Source organism: Leisingera sp. SS27 (assembly GCF_028368855.1).
In the GTDB taxonomy this organism is placed as follows: domain Bacteria; phylum Pseudomonadota; class Alphaproteobacteria; order Rhodobacterales; family Rhodobacteraceae; genus Leisingera.
Genome location: NZ_JAQNCY010000005.1, coordinates 58,668 through 74,934 on the forward strand (window position 1 = coordinate 58,668; position 16,267 = coordinate 74,934).

The window sequence follows — 16,267 nt, forward strand, 5'->3', positions numbered from 1 at the left end:
TTTCACCCCCGGGATATTTTCAGCCAGATGAAGAAACGGATCGGGCTCAGCCCTGCTTGCCGAGGCTCAGCGTGTGCTCGCGCAGCCAGGCCATGAACCCGCGCGGATCGGTTTGCAGCTGCGCCATCTGCTCATCGGTCAGCGGCTTGCCGACCACTGGCGCCTGAGGCTTGTTGCAGGAGCGGACGATTTCATGCAGCAGAAGGCCCTGGCGCAGGATCGGGGAAACCTGGCAGGCGATCTGATACCAGCGCGAGTTCGAGCCAGGATAAAAGATCGGCACCACCCGGGCACCGGAGCGGCGGATCAGCTGGGCGGTGAACACGTTCCATTCGCGCTCGACCGCAGGGCCGAACCAGCTGTCTGACGACATCACCACACCCGAAGGGAAGAGGGCCACGGCGCCGCCCTCCTTGAGGTAGGCCATGGTTTTGGCGCGCATATCGACCATCTTGCGCTGTGCTTCGGGGTCATGCGGGAAGGGCACCGGGATCATGAAGGAGGTCGCGGCCTCATCCAGGCCGGTCAGCACTGAGCGGGTCAGAATGCGGTAGTCCGTGCGGCGGCGGCCGATCAGGTCGGCAAAGATCATGCCGTCCACCATCCCGTGCGGATGGTTGGCGACAATCACCACCGGGCCGTCTGCAGGAATGTTGTCGATCTGCTCCTGCGGGGTCTGCAGGTCGATGCCCATGGTGTTGAGCGCGCCGCGCCAGAACTTCTGGCCGCGGTATTCGGCGTTGTTCTTCTCGAACTTGTTGACCATGCGCAGGATCGTCAGCTTGCCGGTCAGCCATTCGATGGTCTTGATCGCCAACGAGGTCCAGCGGTCGTCAAAGGAGTTGGCATAGGTCAGCGTGCGGCGGTCATAAACCTCGCCCGTTGTCTGCTCAGCGGTTTCCGGCGCGATGCCGGTCTTCCTGTCTTGTGCGGTGTCCGCCAATGTGCTTCTTCCCGTTCCGCCGCCGGCGCGGGGCCTAGTAGCCCTCGCCGAACTTGTCGGCCACCAGAGCCTCCAGCGCATGCGCAAGCGCTTCAGCATCGGGCCCCGAAGTCTCGACGTCAATAGTCGTTCCTTTCGAGGCTGCCAACATCAAAAGGCCCATAATACTGTCGCCAGAGGCCGACATTCCGTCCTTCAGCACCTCTGCCGTGGCGTCAAACGCTTCGACCACCTCCACCAGCTTGGCGGAGGCGCGGGCGTGCAGCCCTTTTTCATTGATGATTTTCAGCGTCTTCAGAGCCATTTAATGTGCCTGCTCCCCGTCAGGGTTTACGTTCTGGGCGTTGATGTACTTGCGCCCGGCCTCCATCGCCTGCCGCACCGCGTCGGCAACCGGAAGGTGGCGGGATTTTGCCAGTTTGATCAGCATCGGAAGATTGGCGCCGTAAAGAATCCGGCGGTCTGCGGGCGCGCAGGCCTTGAGGCTGAGGTTCGAGGGCGAGCCGCCGAAGAGGTCGGTCACCACCACAACGCCGCCGCCGCTGTCCACCTTGTTAGCTGCCGCGCAAATCTCATCCTGCTTGGCGGCGCGGTCATCCTCCGGGCCGATGGCGATGGCCATCAGGCTGGGCTGCGGACCCACAACGTGTTCCACTGCGGCAAGGTATTCCTTTGCCAGTCCGCCATGCGCTACGATCACTATCCCGATCAACCCGGCCTCTCACTTCTTTTGCTGGCCTTGCAGCTCGCGGTGTCTAATTGACACTTGCAAGCCGTCCTCTGCAAGGGCCTTGGCCAGGGTTTGTGCCATTGCCACCGATCTGTGCTGGCCGCCGGTGCAGCCAAAGGCGATGGAGAAGTGCGATTTGCCTTCCTCGCGGTAGGCCGGCAGCAGCAGCCGGGTAAGGTCCAGCACCCGGTCGAAAAACGGCTGGAACCGGGGATCTGCGCGGACATAGTCCTGCACTGCCGGGTCCTGGCCGTTCAGCGCGCGCAGGTCCGGCTCCCAATAGGGGTTGGCCAGAAAACGGCAGTCGAACACCATGTCGATGCCATGCGGCATGCCGCGCTTGTAGGAGAAGCTTTGCACCGACAGCGCCAGGGTGCGGCCGCCCGGGGCAAACCAGCGCTCGATCTCGGCTTTCAGCTGGTGGACATTCATGTCCGAGGTTTCCAGCAGAATGTCAGCCCGGTCGCGGATCGGCGCCATAAGATCCAGTTCGCGGCGCACGCCTTCACCCGGAGATTCGGCCGGTGCCAGCGGGTGGCGGCGGCGGGTTTCAGAGTACCGGCGCAGGAGCACGTCCGGCTGCGCATCGAGATAGAGCACGGTCAGCTCCAGCTCGCGGCGGCCTGACAGCATGTCGATCACGTCCAAGAGCGCGCGCGGCGAGAAGTCCCGGTTGCGGCTGTCCAGCCCCAGCGCCATCGGGCGCGGTGCGGCGGCGGCGTCGAACAGGCCCGGCAGCAGCCGCAGCGGCAGGTTGTCGATTGCCTCGAACCCGAGATCCTCCAGCACATTGATCGCGGTGGTGCGGCCCGCGCCGGAGGGGCCGGTGACCAGCACCGCCGGGACCGCCTGTTTGTTCTGTTCAGGCATCCGGGTCCAGCGCCCCGCATCTGAGGTATTGCATCAGCGCCGGGGCAAAATGGGCGCCATCAACCCGTTTCACACGCGCCACCTCCTGCCCCAGAAGCAAAGTAGTGTGGCGCACCGGTAGGCGTTCGGTCTCCGCCTCGTCCAGGTCTACCAGCGCCGTCACCGGCACCGGGCTGCGGATCTGCGCCTGCAGCAGCCCCATGTAGCGGGCCTCGATCAGCCCGCGGATCGGTTCCGGCGCGCTTGCGACCAGTTCGCCGTGCAAGAGCTGCACCAGCACCCGGTCGTCGGCCACCAGCTGGGCGCCGAAGGCCATCAGCTGCAGCGCCAGCGCCGATTTGCCCTGGCCTGAGATGCCGGTGATCAAAAGCCCCTGCCCCTCCAGCGCAACACAGGAGGCATGCAGGATGAGGCTTTGCGGTTCAGACATGAGCGGCACCGGTTTCAGACAGGCAAGCCTACCACAAATCGCGCACCAAGCGGCTCAGAAGTGACGTCAGCCTCGGTCGGGCGGATGTTTTCGGCCCAGATCACGCCGCCATGCGCCTCGACGATCTGCTTGGAGATCGCCAGGCCAAGGCCGGAGTTGTTGCCGAAGTGCTCCACCGGGCGCTGCGAGTAGAAGCGTTTGAAGATCTTGGAAAGCGCCTGATCGGGGATGCCGGGGCCGGTGTCCTCGACCACGATCAGCACCCGGTTGGCGCGGCGGCGCGCCCAGACGCGGATGGCGTCGCCTTCCTCGCAGAAGGAGATCGCGTTGGTGATCAGATTGACAAAGACCTGCGCCAGACGCGCCTCCAGCCCCTGCAGCAGAACCGGCTGGGCGGGCAGATCAGTGATGTAGTCGATGCTTTTGGCGCGGGCGTCCTCGCCCAGGTACTGATTGAGGTTGCCGAGCATGGACAGAAGGTCGAATTCTTCCTCTTCTTCCTTGACCAGTTCGGCATCCAGCCGCGAGGCGTTGGAGATGTCGCTCACCAGCCGGTCGAGACGGCGCACGTCGTGTTCAATCACCTCCAGCAGCTTTTGCCGCTGGTCGTCCCGTTTGACCATGCGCAGGGTGCCAACCGCGGATTGCAGGCTGGCGAGCGGGTTCTTGATCTCATGCGCCACATCCGCGGCGAACTGCTCGTTGCTGTCGATGCGGGAGTAGAGCGCCTTGACCATGCCGCGCAGGGCCCGGCTGAGGCGGCCGATCTCATCGGGGCGGGCGGAGAGGTCCGGGATCCGGATCCGGCCCGGGTTGGATTTACGGCTGCCACGGTCGCGGCCCAGTTCAGCCGCCTCCGCCAGGTCAGCCAGCGGATTGGCGATGGTCGAGGCCAGCACCAGGCTGAGACCGACAGAGACCAGGAGCGCCACGATGAACATCTGCAGCACCCGCTCCTGTTCGCTGCGCACCAGCGCGTCCACTTCGCCGGTGGGCGACGCCAGGGCGATCACACCTACGGCGGTGCCGTTGTGCATGATCGGGGTCGCGGCGGAGATCACCCGGCTGCCGCTGGTGTCCACCACTGTTTCAACGCCGGTGCCGCCGTTCATCGCCCGGTCCACCAGCCCGCCAAGACGGTCCTCCAACGAGGGGCCGGAGACAGGCGCCTGCTGCTCAGCCCCGCCGGCCAGCCCCCAAAGCCTGGAAAGCGCATCGCTGATCAGGGTGCGGCGTTCACCGCTGTCGTTCAGGACGTTCAGCGCATCGCTCCGGTTGACACCCTTGATGCTGGAAATGAGGTTTCCGGTGGTGTCGAAGACAAAGGCCTCCACCCCGCCGCGCAGGCTGAGGCCTGCCAGCGTGTCTTCCACCTGGATGCCGTCACCGGCGGCAAAACTGACAGCGCCGGCGGCAGGCATCTCTGCCTCGAACACGTCGGCGGCCAGCATCGCCTCGGACACCAGGGCGCCGGCGCGCTGCTGCACCAGGCTGTGACGCGTGGAGTTCAGGTACAGGATACCCGCAACCATGATGGTCAGCGCGATCAGGTTGAAGGTGATGATCCTGCGGGTCAGCGGCGAACCCTTAAGCGGCAGGAAGCCGCGGCGGGCACGCTTGACCTGCATCTCCCGCGTGACCGACTGGTCCGGGGTGACCCAGTCCTCGCCCAAGACCACATCGCCATCCTGTTGGCGTTGCATAACACTGGTATCGCGCATCCGCGCCACTCCCCTGGCCCCGGGGGCACAAGGCCCCGCTTGGATAGGCCGCTTACTCTTCGTTGTACCGGTAACCGATGCCATAGAGGGTTTCGATTGCCGCGAAATCCGAATCCGCGCTGCGCATCTTCTTGCGCAGGCGCTTGATGTGGCTGTCGATGGTGCGGTCGTCCACATAGACCTGATCATCATAGGCGACATCCATCAGCTGGTCGCGGCTTTTGACAAAGCCGGGCCGCTGGGCCAGCGCCTGCAGCAGCAGGAATTCGGTCACCGTCAGCGACACGTCCTTGCCCTTCCAGCTGACCGCGTGGCGCAGCGGATCCATCCGCAGGTTGCCGCGTTCCATCACCTTGGCCTCAGGCGACGCGGTGCCCTCGGCGTCGCTGCTGATGGCCTCCTGCCGGCGCAACAGCGCCCGGATGCGTTCCACCAGCAGGCGCTGCGAAAACGGTTTTTTGACGTAGTCGTCGGCGCCCATGCGCAGGCCCAGCACCTCGTCGATCTCATCATCCTTGGAGGTGAGGAAGATCACCGGCATCTGGGATTTCTGGCGCAGCCGCTGCAGCAGGTCCATGCCATCCATGCGCGGCATCTTGATGTCCAGCACCGCCATATCCGGCAGTTTCTTGTTGAAGGCATCCAATGCGGCCTGCCCGTCATTATATGTTTCGACCTCGAAGCCCTCGGCCTCGAGCGTCATGGAAACGGATGTCAGGATGTTCCTGTCATCGTCAACCAAAGCAATCTTCGACATCGGAATTGCCCCTAATCTGCTCTGTTATGTTTTGTTTTTACCATGTTCATCGCCGTTCTGGTGCGCCGAATCAATCCCATTTGAAGAATCGGGGCCATCTTTGGACACAATTGGGGCAAAAATACCTTAGCGTTCGCTGAACAGACGGGCACTTGCCGCGGCGCAGAACAATGGTTGCGCTAAACATCGCCTTGATGGCGCTAACTGGTTGAAACCGGCCTGTTCACCGCCCGAAACGCCATGTTAAGACCGCGCCACCGGCAGCGATGCCGTTTCTATTGCCCCACTGGCGCAGCCGCGCAGCCTGCGTGCCGCCCGCGCCGCCACAGGAGAAAAAACGCATGACATCTGGACGGGTTAACCCGCAATTCCGCCTCGAGGATCAGGGCATCGAGGGTCTGGGCAATGTCTATTACAACTTCATGGAGCCGGCGCTGATCGAAGCCGCGCTGAAGCGCGGCGAAGGCACGCTGGGCAATGGCGGCGCCTTCCTGGTCACCACCGGCAAATTCACCGGCCGGTCGCCCAAGGATAAACATGTCGTGAAATCCGACAGCGTGCGCGACACCATCTGGTGGGACAACAACGCGGCGATGAGCGCCGAGGGTTTTGATGCGCTCTATGCCGACATGCTGGAGCACATGAAGGGCAAGGACTACTACGTCCAGGATCTGGTCGGCGGTGCCGACCCGGCGCATGCGATCAACGTCCGCATGGTAACTGAGCTGGCCTGGCACAACCTGTTCATCCGCACCATGCTGCGCCGTCCCGACCGCGAAGACCTGGATGATTTCATCGCCGACTTCACCGTCATCAACTGCCCGAGCTTCCAGGCCGACCCCAAGAAGCACGACTGCCGCAGCGAGACCATCATCGCGATGAACTTCGACCGCAAGATGATCCTGATCGGCGGCACCGAATATGCAGGCGAAAACAAGAAATCGGTATTCACCCTGCTGAACTACCTGCTGCCGGAAAAAGGCATCATGCCGATGCATTGCTCCGCCAACCACGCCAAGGGCAACCCGGTCGATACCGCCGTGTTCTTTGGCCTCTCGGGCACCGGCAAGACCACCCTCTCTGCTGACCCGGACCGGGTTCTGATCGGCGATGACGAGCACGGCTGGGCCGACAACGGCACCTTCAACTTTGAAGGCGGCTGCTATGCCAAGACCATCAACCTGAATGCCGAGGCAGAGCCGGAAATCTACGCCACCACCTCCAAGTTCGGCACCGTGATCGAGAACATGGTGTTCGATCCGGAAACCAAGGAACTGGATTTCAACGACGACAGCCTGACCGCCAACATGCGCTGCGCCTATCCGCTGCATTACATCTCCAATGCATCGGCCAGCGCCCGCGGCGGCCACCCGAAGAACATCATCATGCTGACCTGCGATGCCTTCGGCGTGCTGCCTCCGATCGCGCGGCTGACCCCGGCGCAGGCGATGTACCACTTCCTGTCCGGGTTCACCTCCAAGGTGGCAGGGACCGAGCGCGGCGTGACCGAGCCGGAACCGACCTTCTCCACCTGCTTTGGCGCGCCCTTCATGCCGCGCCGCCCGGAGGTTTACGGCAACCTCCTGCGCGAGAAAATCGCCCAGCACGGCGCGACCTGCTGGCTGGTGAACACCGGCTGGACCGGCGGCGCCTATGGCACCGGCTCGCGCATGCCGATCAAGGCAACCCGCGCGCTGCTGACAGCGGCGCTGGACGGCTCGCTGGCGGATGCGGAATTCCGCAAGGACGTGAACTTCGGCTTTGACGTGCCGGTCAACGTGCCGGGCGTGCCGGAACTGCTGCTGGATCCGCGCCGCACCTGGGACGACAAGGACGCCTATGACACCCAGGCGGCCAAGCTGGTGCAGATGTTCTCTGACAACTTCGAGCAGTACCTGCCGTTCATCGACGAGGACGTGAAAGCCGCCGCCATCGGCTGACGCTTTCCGCTTTCGAAACAGAAAACCCGGCCAATGGCCGGGTTTTTTTGTTTGGGGTGCTGATACCGGTCAGACAGTCAGGCTTCCAGTCACCATGTCCCGCACCTTGACCGCGTAGCGGTCCGTCATGCCAGAGACGAAATCCGCCAGCGAATGCATGGCGGTATAGGCATCCTCCACTCCGCGCAGGTCGAGGTCCACTGCGCGGATCAGCTGCGCCCAGTGAGAATGCTGCTTGGCCAGCACTGCCTGATCCCAGCCGCAGGCGGCAAGATCGGTGTAAAGCTCATGAAAGTGGCCGAGGATGCAGTGCAGCACCTGGCGGCCCGCAACCTCCAGTTCTGTCTTGCGGCGCGCGGCAAAGATGCGTTCCACCGACAGGCGCTGCAGTTCGGCAAAGGCGTCCGCCTTGGATGAAGCGCCGATCAGGTCGCCGTCGAACTCGCCGCTCATGATGGCGTCGTAATTGTCGAGGAATGCCTGCACCGCGGCGCTGGTGGCGGCACCGATGGAGAGCGCGCGCAGCAGGGCGACACGCTCACCCAGCGGCATCGCGGCGTCTTCCTCGCGGTTGCGCTTGCCGGTGATGTCTTCCAGCACCGCAGCCACATCGGCGCGGTCCAGATCGCCCACTGCACCTGCGTCCTCGATATCCATGATCCGGTAGCAGATGTCATCGGCGGCCTCGACCAGGAAGGCGAGCGGGTGGCGGCGGTACCAGCCTGCGCTTTCGCGGATCATGCCGGTGGCGCTGCAGATTTCATCGAGCAGCGCCGTGTCGGAAGCAAAGACGCCGAATTTCTTGAGGCCTGCATATGGCGCCGGGCCGTCGCCGCAAACGGCATCGCGCACCTGGCGAGTGCAGGGGTATTTCAGGAAGGCACCCAGCGTCGCATAGCTGAGCCGCATGCCGCCCTCGCGCCGGGCCATTTCCAGCCGCCCGGCGATGCGCAAACCTTGCGCGTTGCCCTCGAAATGCGCGAACTCGGCCTGGCGGTCTGCCGGGATCCGGGCGGCCAGCCCTGCGCCTGCCTTGAACTGCGCGGCGAACCAGCCGCCGATGCTGTCCTCGCCGGAATGGCCAAATGGCGGGTTGCCGATGTCGTGGAGCAGGCAAGCGGATTGCACATGGCCGGCAATGCGCAAGACCTGATCCGGGTTGATGCGTCCTTCCTTCAGCAAAGCCTGGCCGACACTAGAGCCCAGCGAGCGCCCGACGCTGCAAGTCTCCATGCTGTGGATCATCCGGTGATGCACATGGTCGTGGCTGTAGAGCGGATGCACCTGGGTTTTCTGTGCCAGCCGCCGGAACGGCTCAGAGAACAGGATGCGGTCATAGTCCTGCAAATAGGCCTCGCGCCCCGGGGCCTCGGGATACTCCGGCCGGCACAGCCGCCCCGGGTTCAGCAGCCTGTTCCACTCCATCGCCATGTGCCTGCTCCTTTGCCTGTCTGAAGGCGGTTAAACGGGAGGCGGCAGGGAATTGCAAACGCTTCAGTGCGGTTTGATCCCCGCAGGCTCCAGCTTGTGCTCCGGCTCCACGTGAATCACCACTTGCGCCTCCGGCAAGGCGTCCCGGAGGGCAATCTCGATCAGGTCGCAGATGCCATGCGAGGCCCGCACCGTCATGGCTCCATCCACCACCAAATGAAACTCGATAAACAGCGCGCGGCCTGCCCGGCGGGTCTTGAGGCCATGCACCTGCAGCGCGCCTGCCGCCATGCGTTGGATTACCGCCTCGATTTTCCGGCGCTCCTCTTCCGGTGCGGCGGTGTCCATCAGTCCGTTCACGGATGCGGCGATCACCAGCCAGCCTTCGCGCAGGATGTTGACGCCGACCAGCAGCGCCAAGAGCGGGTCAAGCACCGCCCAGCCGGTGGCAAGCGCCAGCACCAGCCCGGCCAGCACACCGGCAGAGGTCCAGACGTCGCTCATCAGGTGGCGTCCGCCGGCCGACAGCGCCGGTGATTTCAACCGCCCGCCTGCGCGCAGCAGCACCCGCGCCCAGGCCAGGTTCACCAGCATCGCCAAACCGTTGACCACCATGCCGGCAGCCCCCCAGCCAGGATCGCCTGCGCGGGCCAGCGCGCTGAAAGCCTCATGCAGGATCACCAGGGCCGCAATCACGATCAGGATGCCCTCGATCACGGCTGAGAAGTATTCGGCCTTGTGGTGGCCGTAGGGGTGGCCTGCGTCCGGAGGCCGCTGGGCATAGCGCACCGCAAACCAGGCCATCACCGCGCCGCCGATGTTCACCAGCGATTCCAGCGCATCCGACAGAAGCGCCACGGAGCCGGTCATTTGCCAGGCGGCCACCTTCAGCGCCATCACTGCCAAAGCGATAAGGATGGAGCCGGTTGCCAGCTGTTCTGCACTGAGCCGTTGCTGCATGCTGCCCTGCCCGCCCATTACATCAGAACGCCGCGGCGCAGCAGGTTCAAACCGGCGATCAGCAGAACCACCAGAGTTGCGCGGCGGAACAGCACCTGATCGATCCGGTCATGCAACTGCCCGCCGATCCACATGCCCGCCACCGCCGGCACGATCAGCGCCAGCGAAAAGGGCGCGGTCTCAGCCCGGATTACGCCGGACCCGATGTGCGCCACCAGCAGCGCCACCGCGCCAAGGCCGTAGATCACCCCCTGCACCCGGATCTGTTCGGTTTTCTCAGTGTTCAGAGCGGTCAGGTAAGCCACGGTTGGCGGTCCCCAGACACCGGACACACCGCCGATCAAGCCCGCAATGCCCCCCACCATCGCCTCGCTGCGGCGGGAGGGATTGGCGTTGGTGAATGTCTTGCCCATCAGCTGGATGCAGGCAAAGACAGTGACCGGCAGGCCAATCACCAGCAGCAGCGCCTGCTGCGGAAGCAGCCGCACCATCTGGGCGCTGAGCAGCAGGCAGACCAGGCCGATCAGCAGAAACACGTGGAACTTGCGGATCGATGCCATGGCCGCCGCAGGCCCCTGCCGCAGGGCTTGCATGCCGTTTGTCACCAAGGTGGGCAGAACCAGCCCGGCCAGCGCCAAGTCCGGCGCCAGAAACATGCTGAGGCCGGAAATGAAGATCATCGGCATGGCAAAGCCCACCAGGCCTTTGACGGTGCCCGCCAGCAGCGCGATGCCAAAGGCCGCTGCCAGCTCTGCCGGGGAAAGAAGCGAAAACAATGCGGTCATCCTTCCGCTCTACCACATCCGCAGCGTGCTGCACGGGCAAAATCAACACGCAAGATTTGATCCAAACGACGCACCCGTGAGTATTTTTGTTGCGCTGCACCTGCAAAATGATTTACCACCGGGCGACCGAAGAAGGATCTGATTCATGGCCCACGACGGACAGGACTTGCATATGAAACCGACTCTCATTCCCGACCTGCTGGCGCTGACCGGCGCCGCGCTGGAACCGCTGGACCAGCTGCTTGAGGCCGCGCGCGCCTCTGTCAAGGATATGGTGAGCAGCGACGGCCGTGTGTCCGGAAAGCTGATCGAGGAAAACCAGGTGGCAGCGCATGGTCTGTCCTGGCTTGCCACTTACGTTTACTCGCTGCGCCAGATGCAGAAATGGGCTGAAAAGCTGCAGGCTGAGGGCAAGTTCGGCGAGATGGAGCAGCTGCTGCACCAGATCGGTTTTGGCGAATACCTGTGGCAGGTCTACGGCGGCATCCAGATGAACCAGGGCGAGATCATCCGCCTGCAGGATCTGGGCCTTTCTCAGGATGCCCAGCGTGCGCTGATGGTGCCTGCGGTGATGACGCTCTGCGAGCAGGGCAACAGCCAGACCGCCCGCTCCCGTCTGGTGGAGCTGATGGAGGAACAGGCCGGTTCCACCATGTTCGGCGCCTCCGGCCTGGAGGAAGAGCTGGAAATGATCCGCGACCAGTTCCGCCGCTATGCGGTGGAGAAGGTCGAGCCGAATGCCCATGACTGGCACCTGAAGGATGAGCTGATCCCGATGGAAGTCATAGAGGAACTGGCGGAGATGGGCGTCTTCGGGCTGACCATCCCGGAGGAATACGGCGGGTTCGGCCTGTCCAAGGCCTCCATGGTGGTGGTCTCCGAAGAACTGTCGCGCGGCTATATCGGCGTCGGCTCGCTGGGCACCCGCTCTGAGATTGCGGCGGAGCTGATCCTCTGCGGCGGCACCGAGGAGCAGAAAGCCAACTGGCTGCCGAAACTGGCCAGCGCCGAGATCCTGCCCACTGCAGTTTTCACCGAGCCAAACACCGGCTCCGACCTCGGCTCCCTGCGGACCCGCGCGGTCAAGGACGAGAACGGCGATTACAAGATCACTGGCAACAAGACCTGGATCACCCACGCCGCCCGCACTCATGTGATGACCTTGCTGGCGCGTACCGATCCGAACACCACCGACCACCGCGGGCTGTCGATGTTCCTGGCGGAAAAGACCCCGGGCACCGACGAGGCCCCCTTCCCCACCCCTGGTATGACCGGCGGTGAGATCGAGGTGCTGGGCTACCGTGGCATGAAGGAATACGAGCTGGGCTTCGACAATTTCCACGTGAAGCAGGAAAACCTGCTGGGCGGCGCGGAGAACAAGGGCTTCAAGCAGCTGATGGAGACCTTTGAATCGGCCCGCATCCAGACCGCGGCCCGCGCCATCGGTGTGGCCCAATCGGCGCTGGACATCGCCATGCAATACGCGCAGGAGCGCAAGCAATTCGGCAAATCGCTGATCAACTTCCCGCGCGTTTCCGGCAAGCTGGCGATGATGGCGGTGGAGATCATGATCGCCCGGCAGCTGACGTATTTCTCGGCCTGGGAAAAAGACCACGGCCACCGCTGCGATCTCGAGGCCGGCATGGCCAAGCTCTTGGGCGCACGGGTTGCCTGGGCGGCGGCCGACAATGGCTTGCAGATCCACGGCGGCAACGGTTTTGCGATGGAATACAAGATCTCCCGCGTGCTGTGCGATGCCCGCATTCTGAACATTTTCGAGGGCGCCGCCGAGATCCAGGCCCAGGTCATCGCCCGCCGCCTGCTGGGCTGACCGCTGACAGAGACCACCGCAGGGGAGCAATCCCTTCCTTGCCCGGCGTTCGCGCCGGGCATTTTTGTCCGGATCCTCGTTTTCTGCGTCCGGTCCGCAACCTTTGCGCAAAATAAATCTGTTTCCGATTCAGGTTATTCGCAGCCGGGCAAAACCCGTTTAACAAGGGTGTATGACTTTCCTTCGCTGCCTGCTTCTGCCCATTCTGTTTCTGCTGTCCGCTTGCGGCGATGCTGTGCCGGAAGGCCAGTCCGCACGTATCCTTGCGATGGGGGATTCCCTTCTGGCCTGGCACAGCCTTGCAGGCAAATCCATTTCGGACACGGTGTCGCGGGAATTGCAGGAACCGGTGGTGGACCGCTCGGTCTCAGCCGCGCGGATCCTCTACAAGCTGCCGGTTTCCGGTGCTGCGGGCATGAACATCGGCAAGCAGTACACCCCCGGCGAATGGGACTGGGTGATCGTGAACGGCGGCGGCAACGACCTGTGGCTCGGCTGCGGCTGCTTTGCCTGCGACCGCAAGATGAACCGGCTGATTTCCTCCGACGGGCGCACGGGCGCAATTCCGGCGATGCTGATCGGACTGCGCGAAACGGGAGCCAAGGTGATCTACGTAGGCTATCTGCGCAGCCCCGGAGTAGGATCACTGATCGAGCATTGCCGGGACGAAGGCAACGAGCTGGAAGCCCGCATCACCCGGCTGGCATCGCAAGAGGAGGGTATCTTCTTCCTGTCGAACAAGGACCTGGTGCCCTATGGCGACCGCTCCTACCACGCAGCCGACATGATCCACCCGTCGGTCAAGGCAAGCCACGAAATCGGCCGCAAGGTCGCGCAGATCATCCAGGAAAACTGAAACGGCAAGCTCCCGCCCCCTTGGCTGCGCATTCACAGAATGCGCGCACGGCGTTGGAGCTGGCGCCGTTGCTAGAGTGCGGCAGGCGCCGCGCCTTGGCGCGGCGCCGGGCCCAACGGACGCAAGGCATCTTCGATGCCGCTGCTGCGGCGGGCGGGAGCCTCCGCTGGCGCCTGCGGCCTTGCTCGGCCTCCCGCCCCGTTCCAAACTGCATGCAAACATCCTTTCGGAGGTCTCTATGCTGCGCGCCGTTCTGATTGCTTCCCTGCTGCTGCCAAGCGCCTGCACAAGTGATGAAACCCTGTCGGCCTATGGCGCCGCAGGCAACAAATGGCGGTTGCAAAGCATTGACGGCACCGCCTTTACCGCTGATGCCATCCTGACCTTTCCGGAACCGGGCGAGATCGCTGGTCAGGCGCCTTGCAACAGGTTTCTGGGCAGTCAGAACGCGCCCTATCCCTGGTTTGAAACCGGGCCGCTGGCGGTGACGCGCATGGCCTGCCCGGAGCTGGAGGCGGAGGCGGTTTTCCTGAAAGCGCTGCAGGAGATGACGCTGGCAGAGGTTGCCGGCGACGTGCTGATCCTCAGCAATGAGGCAGGGCGTGAAATGCTGTTCAAAGCCGGCGGCTGAGCAAATTCAGCAGCCGGGCCCGCGCCTCTGGCGGCGGGTGATTGCCCAGCGACGGGGCCAGATGCGTCTCCAGGAAATGCCCGGTCGTGCGCAGGGCCTGAACAATTTCCGCGTCTTCCGCATTGCCCAGGCCCAGCATCACTGGCGGCAGCGGCAGCAGACGGTCTGCCCAATCCCCGGCGCCGTCACGTGAAACAGCCCGGCCCGTTTTCGGTGAGACATAGGCCAGGCCGAAGCGGCTGCCGGTCACAGCACAGGCCGACAGGTCGAGGCCGAAGCCCATCTCCTCCAAGAGCGCCAGTTCCCAGCGCAAGTAGGCGAGCGGCCACAGATCTTCGTTGCCCAAAAGGTCCAGCAGCTGTTCGCTTCGGGTATAAAGACCGGCGTGCGGTTCGCGCTCCGGCAGGCAGAAGGACAACAGTGCCGTCACGGTATTGAGCCCGGCCAGAGCCAGCCGGCCGGAGAGGGCAGCGGCAGCACGGCTGCGCAGGGGTTCGGCCTGGTAGCTGCCCAGGTGATCTTCCAGCCGCGCCCGCCAGGTCACATCCAGCTGTGCGCCGGGCTGCAGGATTGGAGCCATCCGGCGGCCGGCGCCGCCGCGCACCACACCTGCGTGGCGCCCGTGTTCTTCGGTGAAGACGTCAATGATGGCCGAGCTTTCGCCATGGCGGCGCACCGAAAGCAATATGCCGTGATCACGCCATTCCAACACCTGACCTCCCTGTCCTGCGGCCCGCCCTACCAGAGCGCATTGCCGGATGGGCTGCAAGCGGGCGGATCATTCCAGACCGGGTTCGTCCAGCAGATGACGGCCCTGGCGGTCCTCCACCTCGATCACCCAGAGGTCAGGGTCGAAGTCGCGCTGGCGGCGGATGGAAGCGTCGACGTCCGTCTCTGCGCCTGCGGCCAGCTCATCCCATTTGCGGTTGCCGCTCATCAGGTCATAGGTGCGGTGAAATGCGCAGGCCTGGCCGTCCAGCGTGTTGAGCTTGACCAGCACCGCACCGGCGGTGTCGTCGCCATGGGAGGTTACAAAGGCCGGGATATCCTGGAACCGGAGACGGGCCAGGTAGGCATCAACCCAGAAGCGGGCAGTGAGGCGGGTCATGCCGCACCCTCGCCAGCGCCCGCGCTCAAGGCGAGTGCCTCCGGCGGGAGTATTTCTGCAAAGGTGAAAAGCATGGGCGGCGTCAATTGCCGTCTTTGAAGTCGAGGCCCATTTCGGAATAGCGCTCGGCCTCTTCCAGCCAGTTCGGGCGCACCTTCACCTGCAGGAACAGGTGCACCTTGCGGCCGAGAAACTCCTCCAGCTCAACGCGGGCGGCCTGGGACACGGATTTAATGGTCTCGCCGCGTTTGCCCAGCACGATGCCTTTGTGGCCGTCGCGGACCACATAGATGATCTGATCAACCCGGGCAGAGCCGTCCTTGCGCTCCTCCCATTTCTCGGTCTCGACAGTCAGCTGGTAGGGCAGCTCCTGGTGCAGGCGCAGGGTCAGCTTCTCGCGGGTCATCTCCGCCGCGATCATCCGCATCGGCAGATCGGCGATCTGGTCCTCAGGGTAGAGCCAGGGGCTCTCCGGCAGCTTGCCCGCCAGCCACTGGCGCAGATCGTCGACGCCATGACCGCGTTCAGCCGAGATCATGAAGGTTTCGGCAAATGTGTAGCGGCTGTTCAGATCCTGCGTAAGGCTCAGCAGTTTTTCAGCCGGCACCTTGTCGATCTTGTTGATTGCCAGCGCCACTGTGCGGCCCTCGCCGATCTCGGCAAGACCTTCGAGGATGGTTTCGACCCCTTCGGTGATGCCCCGGTGGGCCTCCACCATCAGCACAACAACATCAGCATCCGCAGCGCCGCCCCAAGCGGCGGCGACCATCGCGCGGTCCAGTCGGCGGCGGGGTTTGAACAGGCCCGGCGTGTCGACAAACACCAGCTGCGCGTCGCCCTCCATCGCCACACCGCGGATGCGGGCGCGGGTGGTTTGCACCTTGTGGGTCACGATCGAGACCTTGGCCCCGACCATGCGGTTCAGAAGGGTGGATTTGCCCGCGTTGGGCTCTCCGATCAGGGCAACGAATCCGGCGCGTGTGGTCATCTGTACTGGTCCTGTTTGCAGATCAGTGCCTCTACAGGAATTTACCCACAGGGGCCAGAGGCGTTTTCGGCGGGTTTAGAGCGTGTTCAGTTTCATTGGTTTCATCAGGCAACGAAAACGCGTTCGAGCGAAGGCGGGAAACAGCTTTTTCGTTTCCGATTGAACTGAACACGCTCTCGCCAGCGTTGAGGACTGTTCCAGCACAGGCTGGGTGCCAGCGCGGCTGGAGTTTTCAGTTTCCTGCCAAGACCTGTTGGACCTTTCTGCAGCTGCGCGCCCGCCTGCA

The 16,267-nt window shown here is 63.7% G+C and carries 17 protein-coding genes; 4 read left to right on the forward strand and 13 right to left on the reverse strand.

Translation table 11 applies throughout. The features are described 5' to 3' along the window. Positions 1 to 46 precede the first annotated feature (46 nt). The 7 genes from N6L27_RS12235 to N6L27_RS12265 are packed head-to-tail and all read right to left on the reverse strand — an operon-like array spanning position 47 to position 5,451. Positions 47 to 943 (reverse strand): lysophospholipid acyltransferase family protein, encoded by an 897-nt coding sequence (locus N6L27_RS12235; protein WP_271907536.1) that lies wholly within the window; start codon positions 941 to 943, stop codon positions 47 to 49. Between the two features lie 34 nt (positions 944 to 977). After that, positions 978 to 1,247 (reverse strand): HPr family phosphocarrier protein, encoded by a 270-nt coding sequence (locus tag N6L27_RS12240; protein ID WP_271907537.1) that lies wholly within the window; start codon positions 1,245 to 1,247, stop codon positions 978 to 980. Next, on the reverse strand, positions 1,248 to 1,655 hold the full coding sequence (locus tag N6L27_RS12245) for a PTS sugar transporter subunit IIA (protein WP_271907538.1): 408 nt from the start codon (positions 1,653 to 1,655) through the stop codon (positions 1,248 to 1,250). A 9-nt stretch (positions 1,656 to 1,664) separates the two neighbouring features. Then, on the reverse strand, positions 1,665 to 2,543 hold the full coding sequence (rapZ, locus tag N6L27_RS12250; protein WP_271907539.1) for an RNase adapter RapZ: 879 nt from the start codon (positions 2,541 to 2,543) through the stop codon (positions 1,665 to 1,667). Further along, positions 2,536 to 2,973, reverse strand: a complete 438-nt coding sequence (locus N6L27_RS12255; RefSeq protein WP_271907540.1) for an HPr kinase/phosphorylase — start codon at positions 2,971 to 2,973, stop codon at positions 2,536 to 2,538. The genes rapZ and N6L27_RS12255 overlap by 8 nt, the downstream gene beginning before the upstream one ends. 14 nt (positions 2,974 to 2,987) lie before the next feature. Beyond that, positions 2,988 to 4,694, reverse strand: coding sequence for a sensor histidine kinase (locus N6L27_RS12260; protein WP_271907541.1), 1,707 nt, complete (start codon positions 4,692 to 4,694; stop codon positions 2,988 to 2,990). 52 nt (positions 4,695 to 4,746) lie between these two features. Further along, the gene (locus tag N6L27_RS12265) at positions 4,747 to 5,451 is read right to left on the reverse strand and encodes a response regulator transcription factor (RefSeq protein ID WP_039186681.1); all 705 of its coding nucleotides are present in this window, start codon (positions 5,449 to 5,451) and stop codon (positions 4,747 to 4,749) included. A gap of 341 nt (positions 5,452 to 5,792) precedes the next feature. Between N6L27_RS12265 and N6L27_RS12270 the strand changes: the two genes are divergently transcribed. Next, positions 5,793 to 7,391 (forward strand): phosphoenolpyruvate carboxykinase, encoded by a 1,599-nt coding sequence (locus N6L27_RS12270; RefSeq protein WP_271907543.1) that lies wholly within the window; start codon positions 5,793 to 5,795, stop codon positions 7,389 to 7,391. 69 nt (positions 7,392 to 7,460) lie between these two features. On the opposite strand, the gene dgt is transcribed toward N6L27_RS12270, so the two are convergent. From dgt to N6L27_RS12285, 3 genes are all read right to left on the reverse strand, one after another. Then, the gene (gene dgt, locus N6L27_RS12275; RefSeq protein ID WP_271907545.1) at positions 7,461 to 8,822 is read right to left on the reverse strand and encodes a dGTP triphosphohydrolase; all 1,362 of its coding nucleotides are present in this window, start codon (positions 8,820 to 8,822) and stop codon (positions 7,461 to 7,463) included. Between the two features lie 63 nt (positions 8,823 to 8,885). Further along, positions 8,886 to 9,782: a cation diffusion facilitator family transporter gene (locus N6L27_RS12280; protein ID WP_271907546.1), complete on the reverse strand. Its 897-nt coding sequence runs from the start codon at positions 9,780 to 9,782 to the stop codon at positions 8,886 to 8,888. Between the two features lie 17 nt (positions 9,783 to 9,799). After that, positions 9,800 to 10,567, reverse strand: coding sequence for a sulfite exporter TauE/SafE family protein (locus N6L27_RS12285; protein WP_271907547.1), 768 nt, complete (start codon positions 10,565 to 10,567; stop codon positions 9,800 to 9,802). A gap of 145 nt (positions 10,568 to 10,712) precedes the next feature. Between N6L27_RS12285 and N6L27_RS12290 the strand changes: the two genes are divergently transcribed. From N6L27_RS12290 to N6L27_RS12300, 3 genes are all read left to right on the forward strand, one after another. Beyond that, entirely contained in the window at positions 10,713 to 12,398 is a 1,686-nt protein-coding gene (locus N6L27_RS12290; RefSeq protein WP_271907548.1) for an acyl-CoA dehydrogenase family protein, read from the forward strand. A 172-nt stretch (positions 12,399 to 12,570) separates the two neighbouring features. Continuing rightward, complete coding sequence (locus N6L27_RS12295; protein ID WP_271907549.1) at positions 12,571 to 13,254, forward strand: SGNH/GDSL hydrolase family protein; 684 nt, start codon at positions 12,571 to 12,573, stop codon at positions 13,252 to 13,254. A gap of 238 nt (positions 13,255 to 13,492) precedes the next feature. Beyond that, positions 13,493 to 13,885, forward strand: coding sequence for an META domain-containing protein (locus N6L27_RS12300; RefSeq protein ID WP_271907550.1), 393 nt, complete (start codon positions 13,493 to 13,495; stop codon positions 13,883 to 13,885). On the opposite strand, the gene recO is transcribed toward N6L27_RS12300, so the two are convergent. From recO to era, 3 genes are all read right to left on the reverse strand, one after another. Continuing rightward, a complete protein-coding gene (gene recO, locus N6L27_RS12305; RefSeq protein ID WP_271907551.1) occupies positions 13,869 to 14,594 on the reverse strand; it encodes a DNA repair protein RecO in 726 nt (241 codons plus the stop codon). The two genes, N6L27_RS12300 and recO, sit on opposite strands and share 17 nt — an antisense overlap. Positions 14,595 to 14,663: 69 nt before the next feature. Further along, positions 14,664 to 14,993 carry a DUF1491 family protein gene (locus N6L27_RS12310; protein ID WP_271907552.1) on the reverse strand — a complete coding sequence of 110 codons (330 nt, stop codon included), beginning with the start codon at positions 14,991 to 14,993 and terminating at the stop codon, positions 14,664 to 14,666. 82 nt (positions 14,994 to 15,075) lie between these two features. Beyond that, positions 15,076 to 15,981 carry a GTPase Era gene (era, locus tag N6L27_RS12315; RefSeq protein WP_271907553.1) on the reverse strand — a complete coding sequence of 302 codons (906 nt, stop codon included), beginning with the start codon at positions 15,979 to 15,981 and terminating at the stop codon, positions 15,076 to 15,078. Positions 15,982 to 16,267: the final 286 nt, after the last annotated feature.

Excerpts from the sequence above, each read along its gene's own strand:
- N6L27_RS12240 (WP_271907537.1), bottom strand. The coding sequence starts at position 1,247 with ATGGCTCTGAAGACGCTGAAAATCATCAATGAAAAAGGGCTGCACGCC.
- rapZ (WP_271907539.1), bottom strand. The coding sequence starts at position 2,543 with ATGCCTGAACAGAACAAACAGGCGGTCCCGGCGGTGCTGGTCACCGGC.
- N6L27_RS12255 (WP_271907540.1), bottom strand. The coding sequence starts at position 2,973 with ATGTCTGAACCGCAAAGCCTCATCCTGCATGCCTCCTGTGTTGCGCTG.
- N6L27_RS12260 (WP_271907541.1), bottom strand. The coding sequence starts at position 4,694 with ATGCGCGATACCAGTGTTATGCAACGCCAACAGGATGGCGATGTGGTC.
- N6L27_RS12265 (WP_039186681.1), bottom strand. The coding sequence starts at position 5,451 with ATGTCGAAGATTGCTTTGGTTGACGATGACAGGAACATCCTGACATCC.
- N6L27_RS12270 (WP_271907543.1), top strand. The coding sequence starts at position 5,793 with ATGACATCTGGACGGGTTAACCCGCAATTCCGCCTCGAGGATCAGGGC.
- dgt (WP_271907545.1), bottom strand. The coding sequence starts at position 8,822 with ATGGCGATGGAGTGGAACAGGCTGCTGAACCCGGGGCGGCTGTGCCGG.
- N6L27_RS12280 (WP_271907546.1), bottom strand. The coding sequence starts at position 9,782 with ATGCAGCAACGGCTCAGTGCAGAACAGCTGGCAACCGGCTCCATCCTT.
- N6L27_RS12285 (WP_271907547.1), bottom strand. The coding sequence starts at position 10,567 with ATGACCGCATTGTTTTCGCTTCTTTCCCCGGCAGAGCTGGCAGCGGCC.
- N6L27_RS12290 (WP_271907548.1), top strand. The coding sequence starts at position 10,713 with ATGGCCCACGACGGACAGGACTTGCATATGAAACCGACTCTCATTCCC.
- N6L27_RS12295 (WP_271907549.1), top strand. The coding sequence starts at position 12,571 with ATGACTTTCCTTCGCTGCCTGCTTCTGCCCATTCTGTTTCTGCTGTCC.
- N6L27_RS12300 (WP_271907550.1), top strand. The coding sequence starts at position 13,493 with ATGCTGCGCGCCGTTCTGATTGCTTCCCTGCTGCTGCCAAGCGCCTGC.
- N6L27_RS12310 (WP_271907552.1), bottom strand. The coding sequence starts at position 14,993 with ATGACCCGCCTCACTGCCCGCTTCTGGGTTGATGCCTACCTGGCCCGT.
- era (WP_271907553.1), bottom strand. The coding sequence starts at position 15,981 with ATGACCACACGCGCCGGATTCGTTGCCCTGATCGGAGAGCCCAACGCG.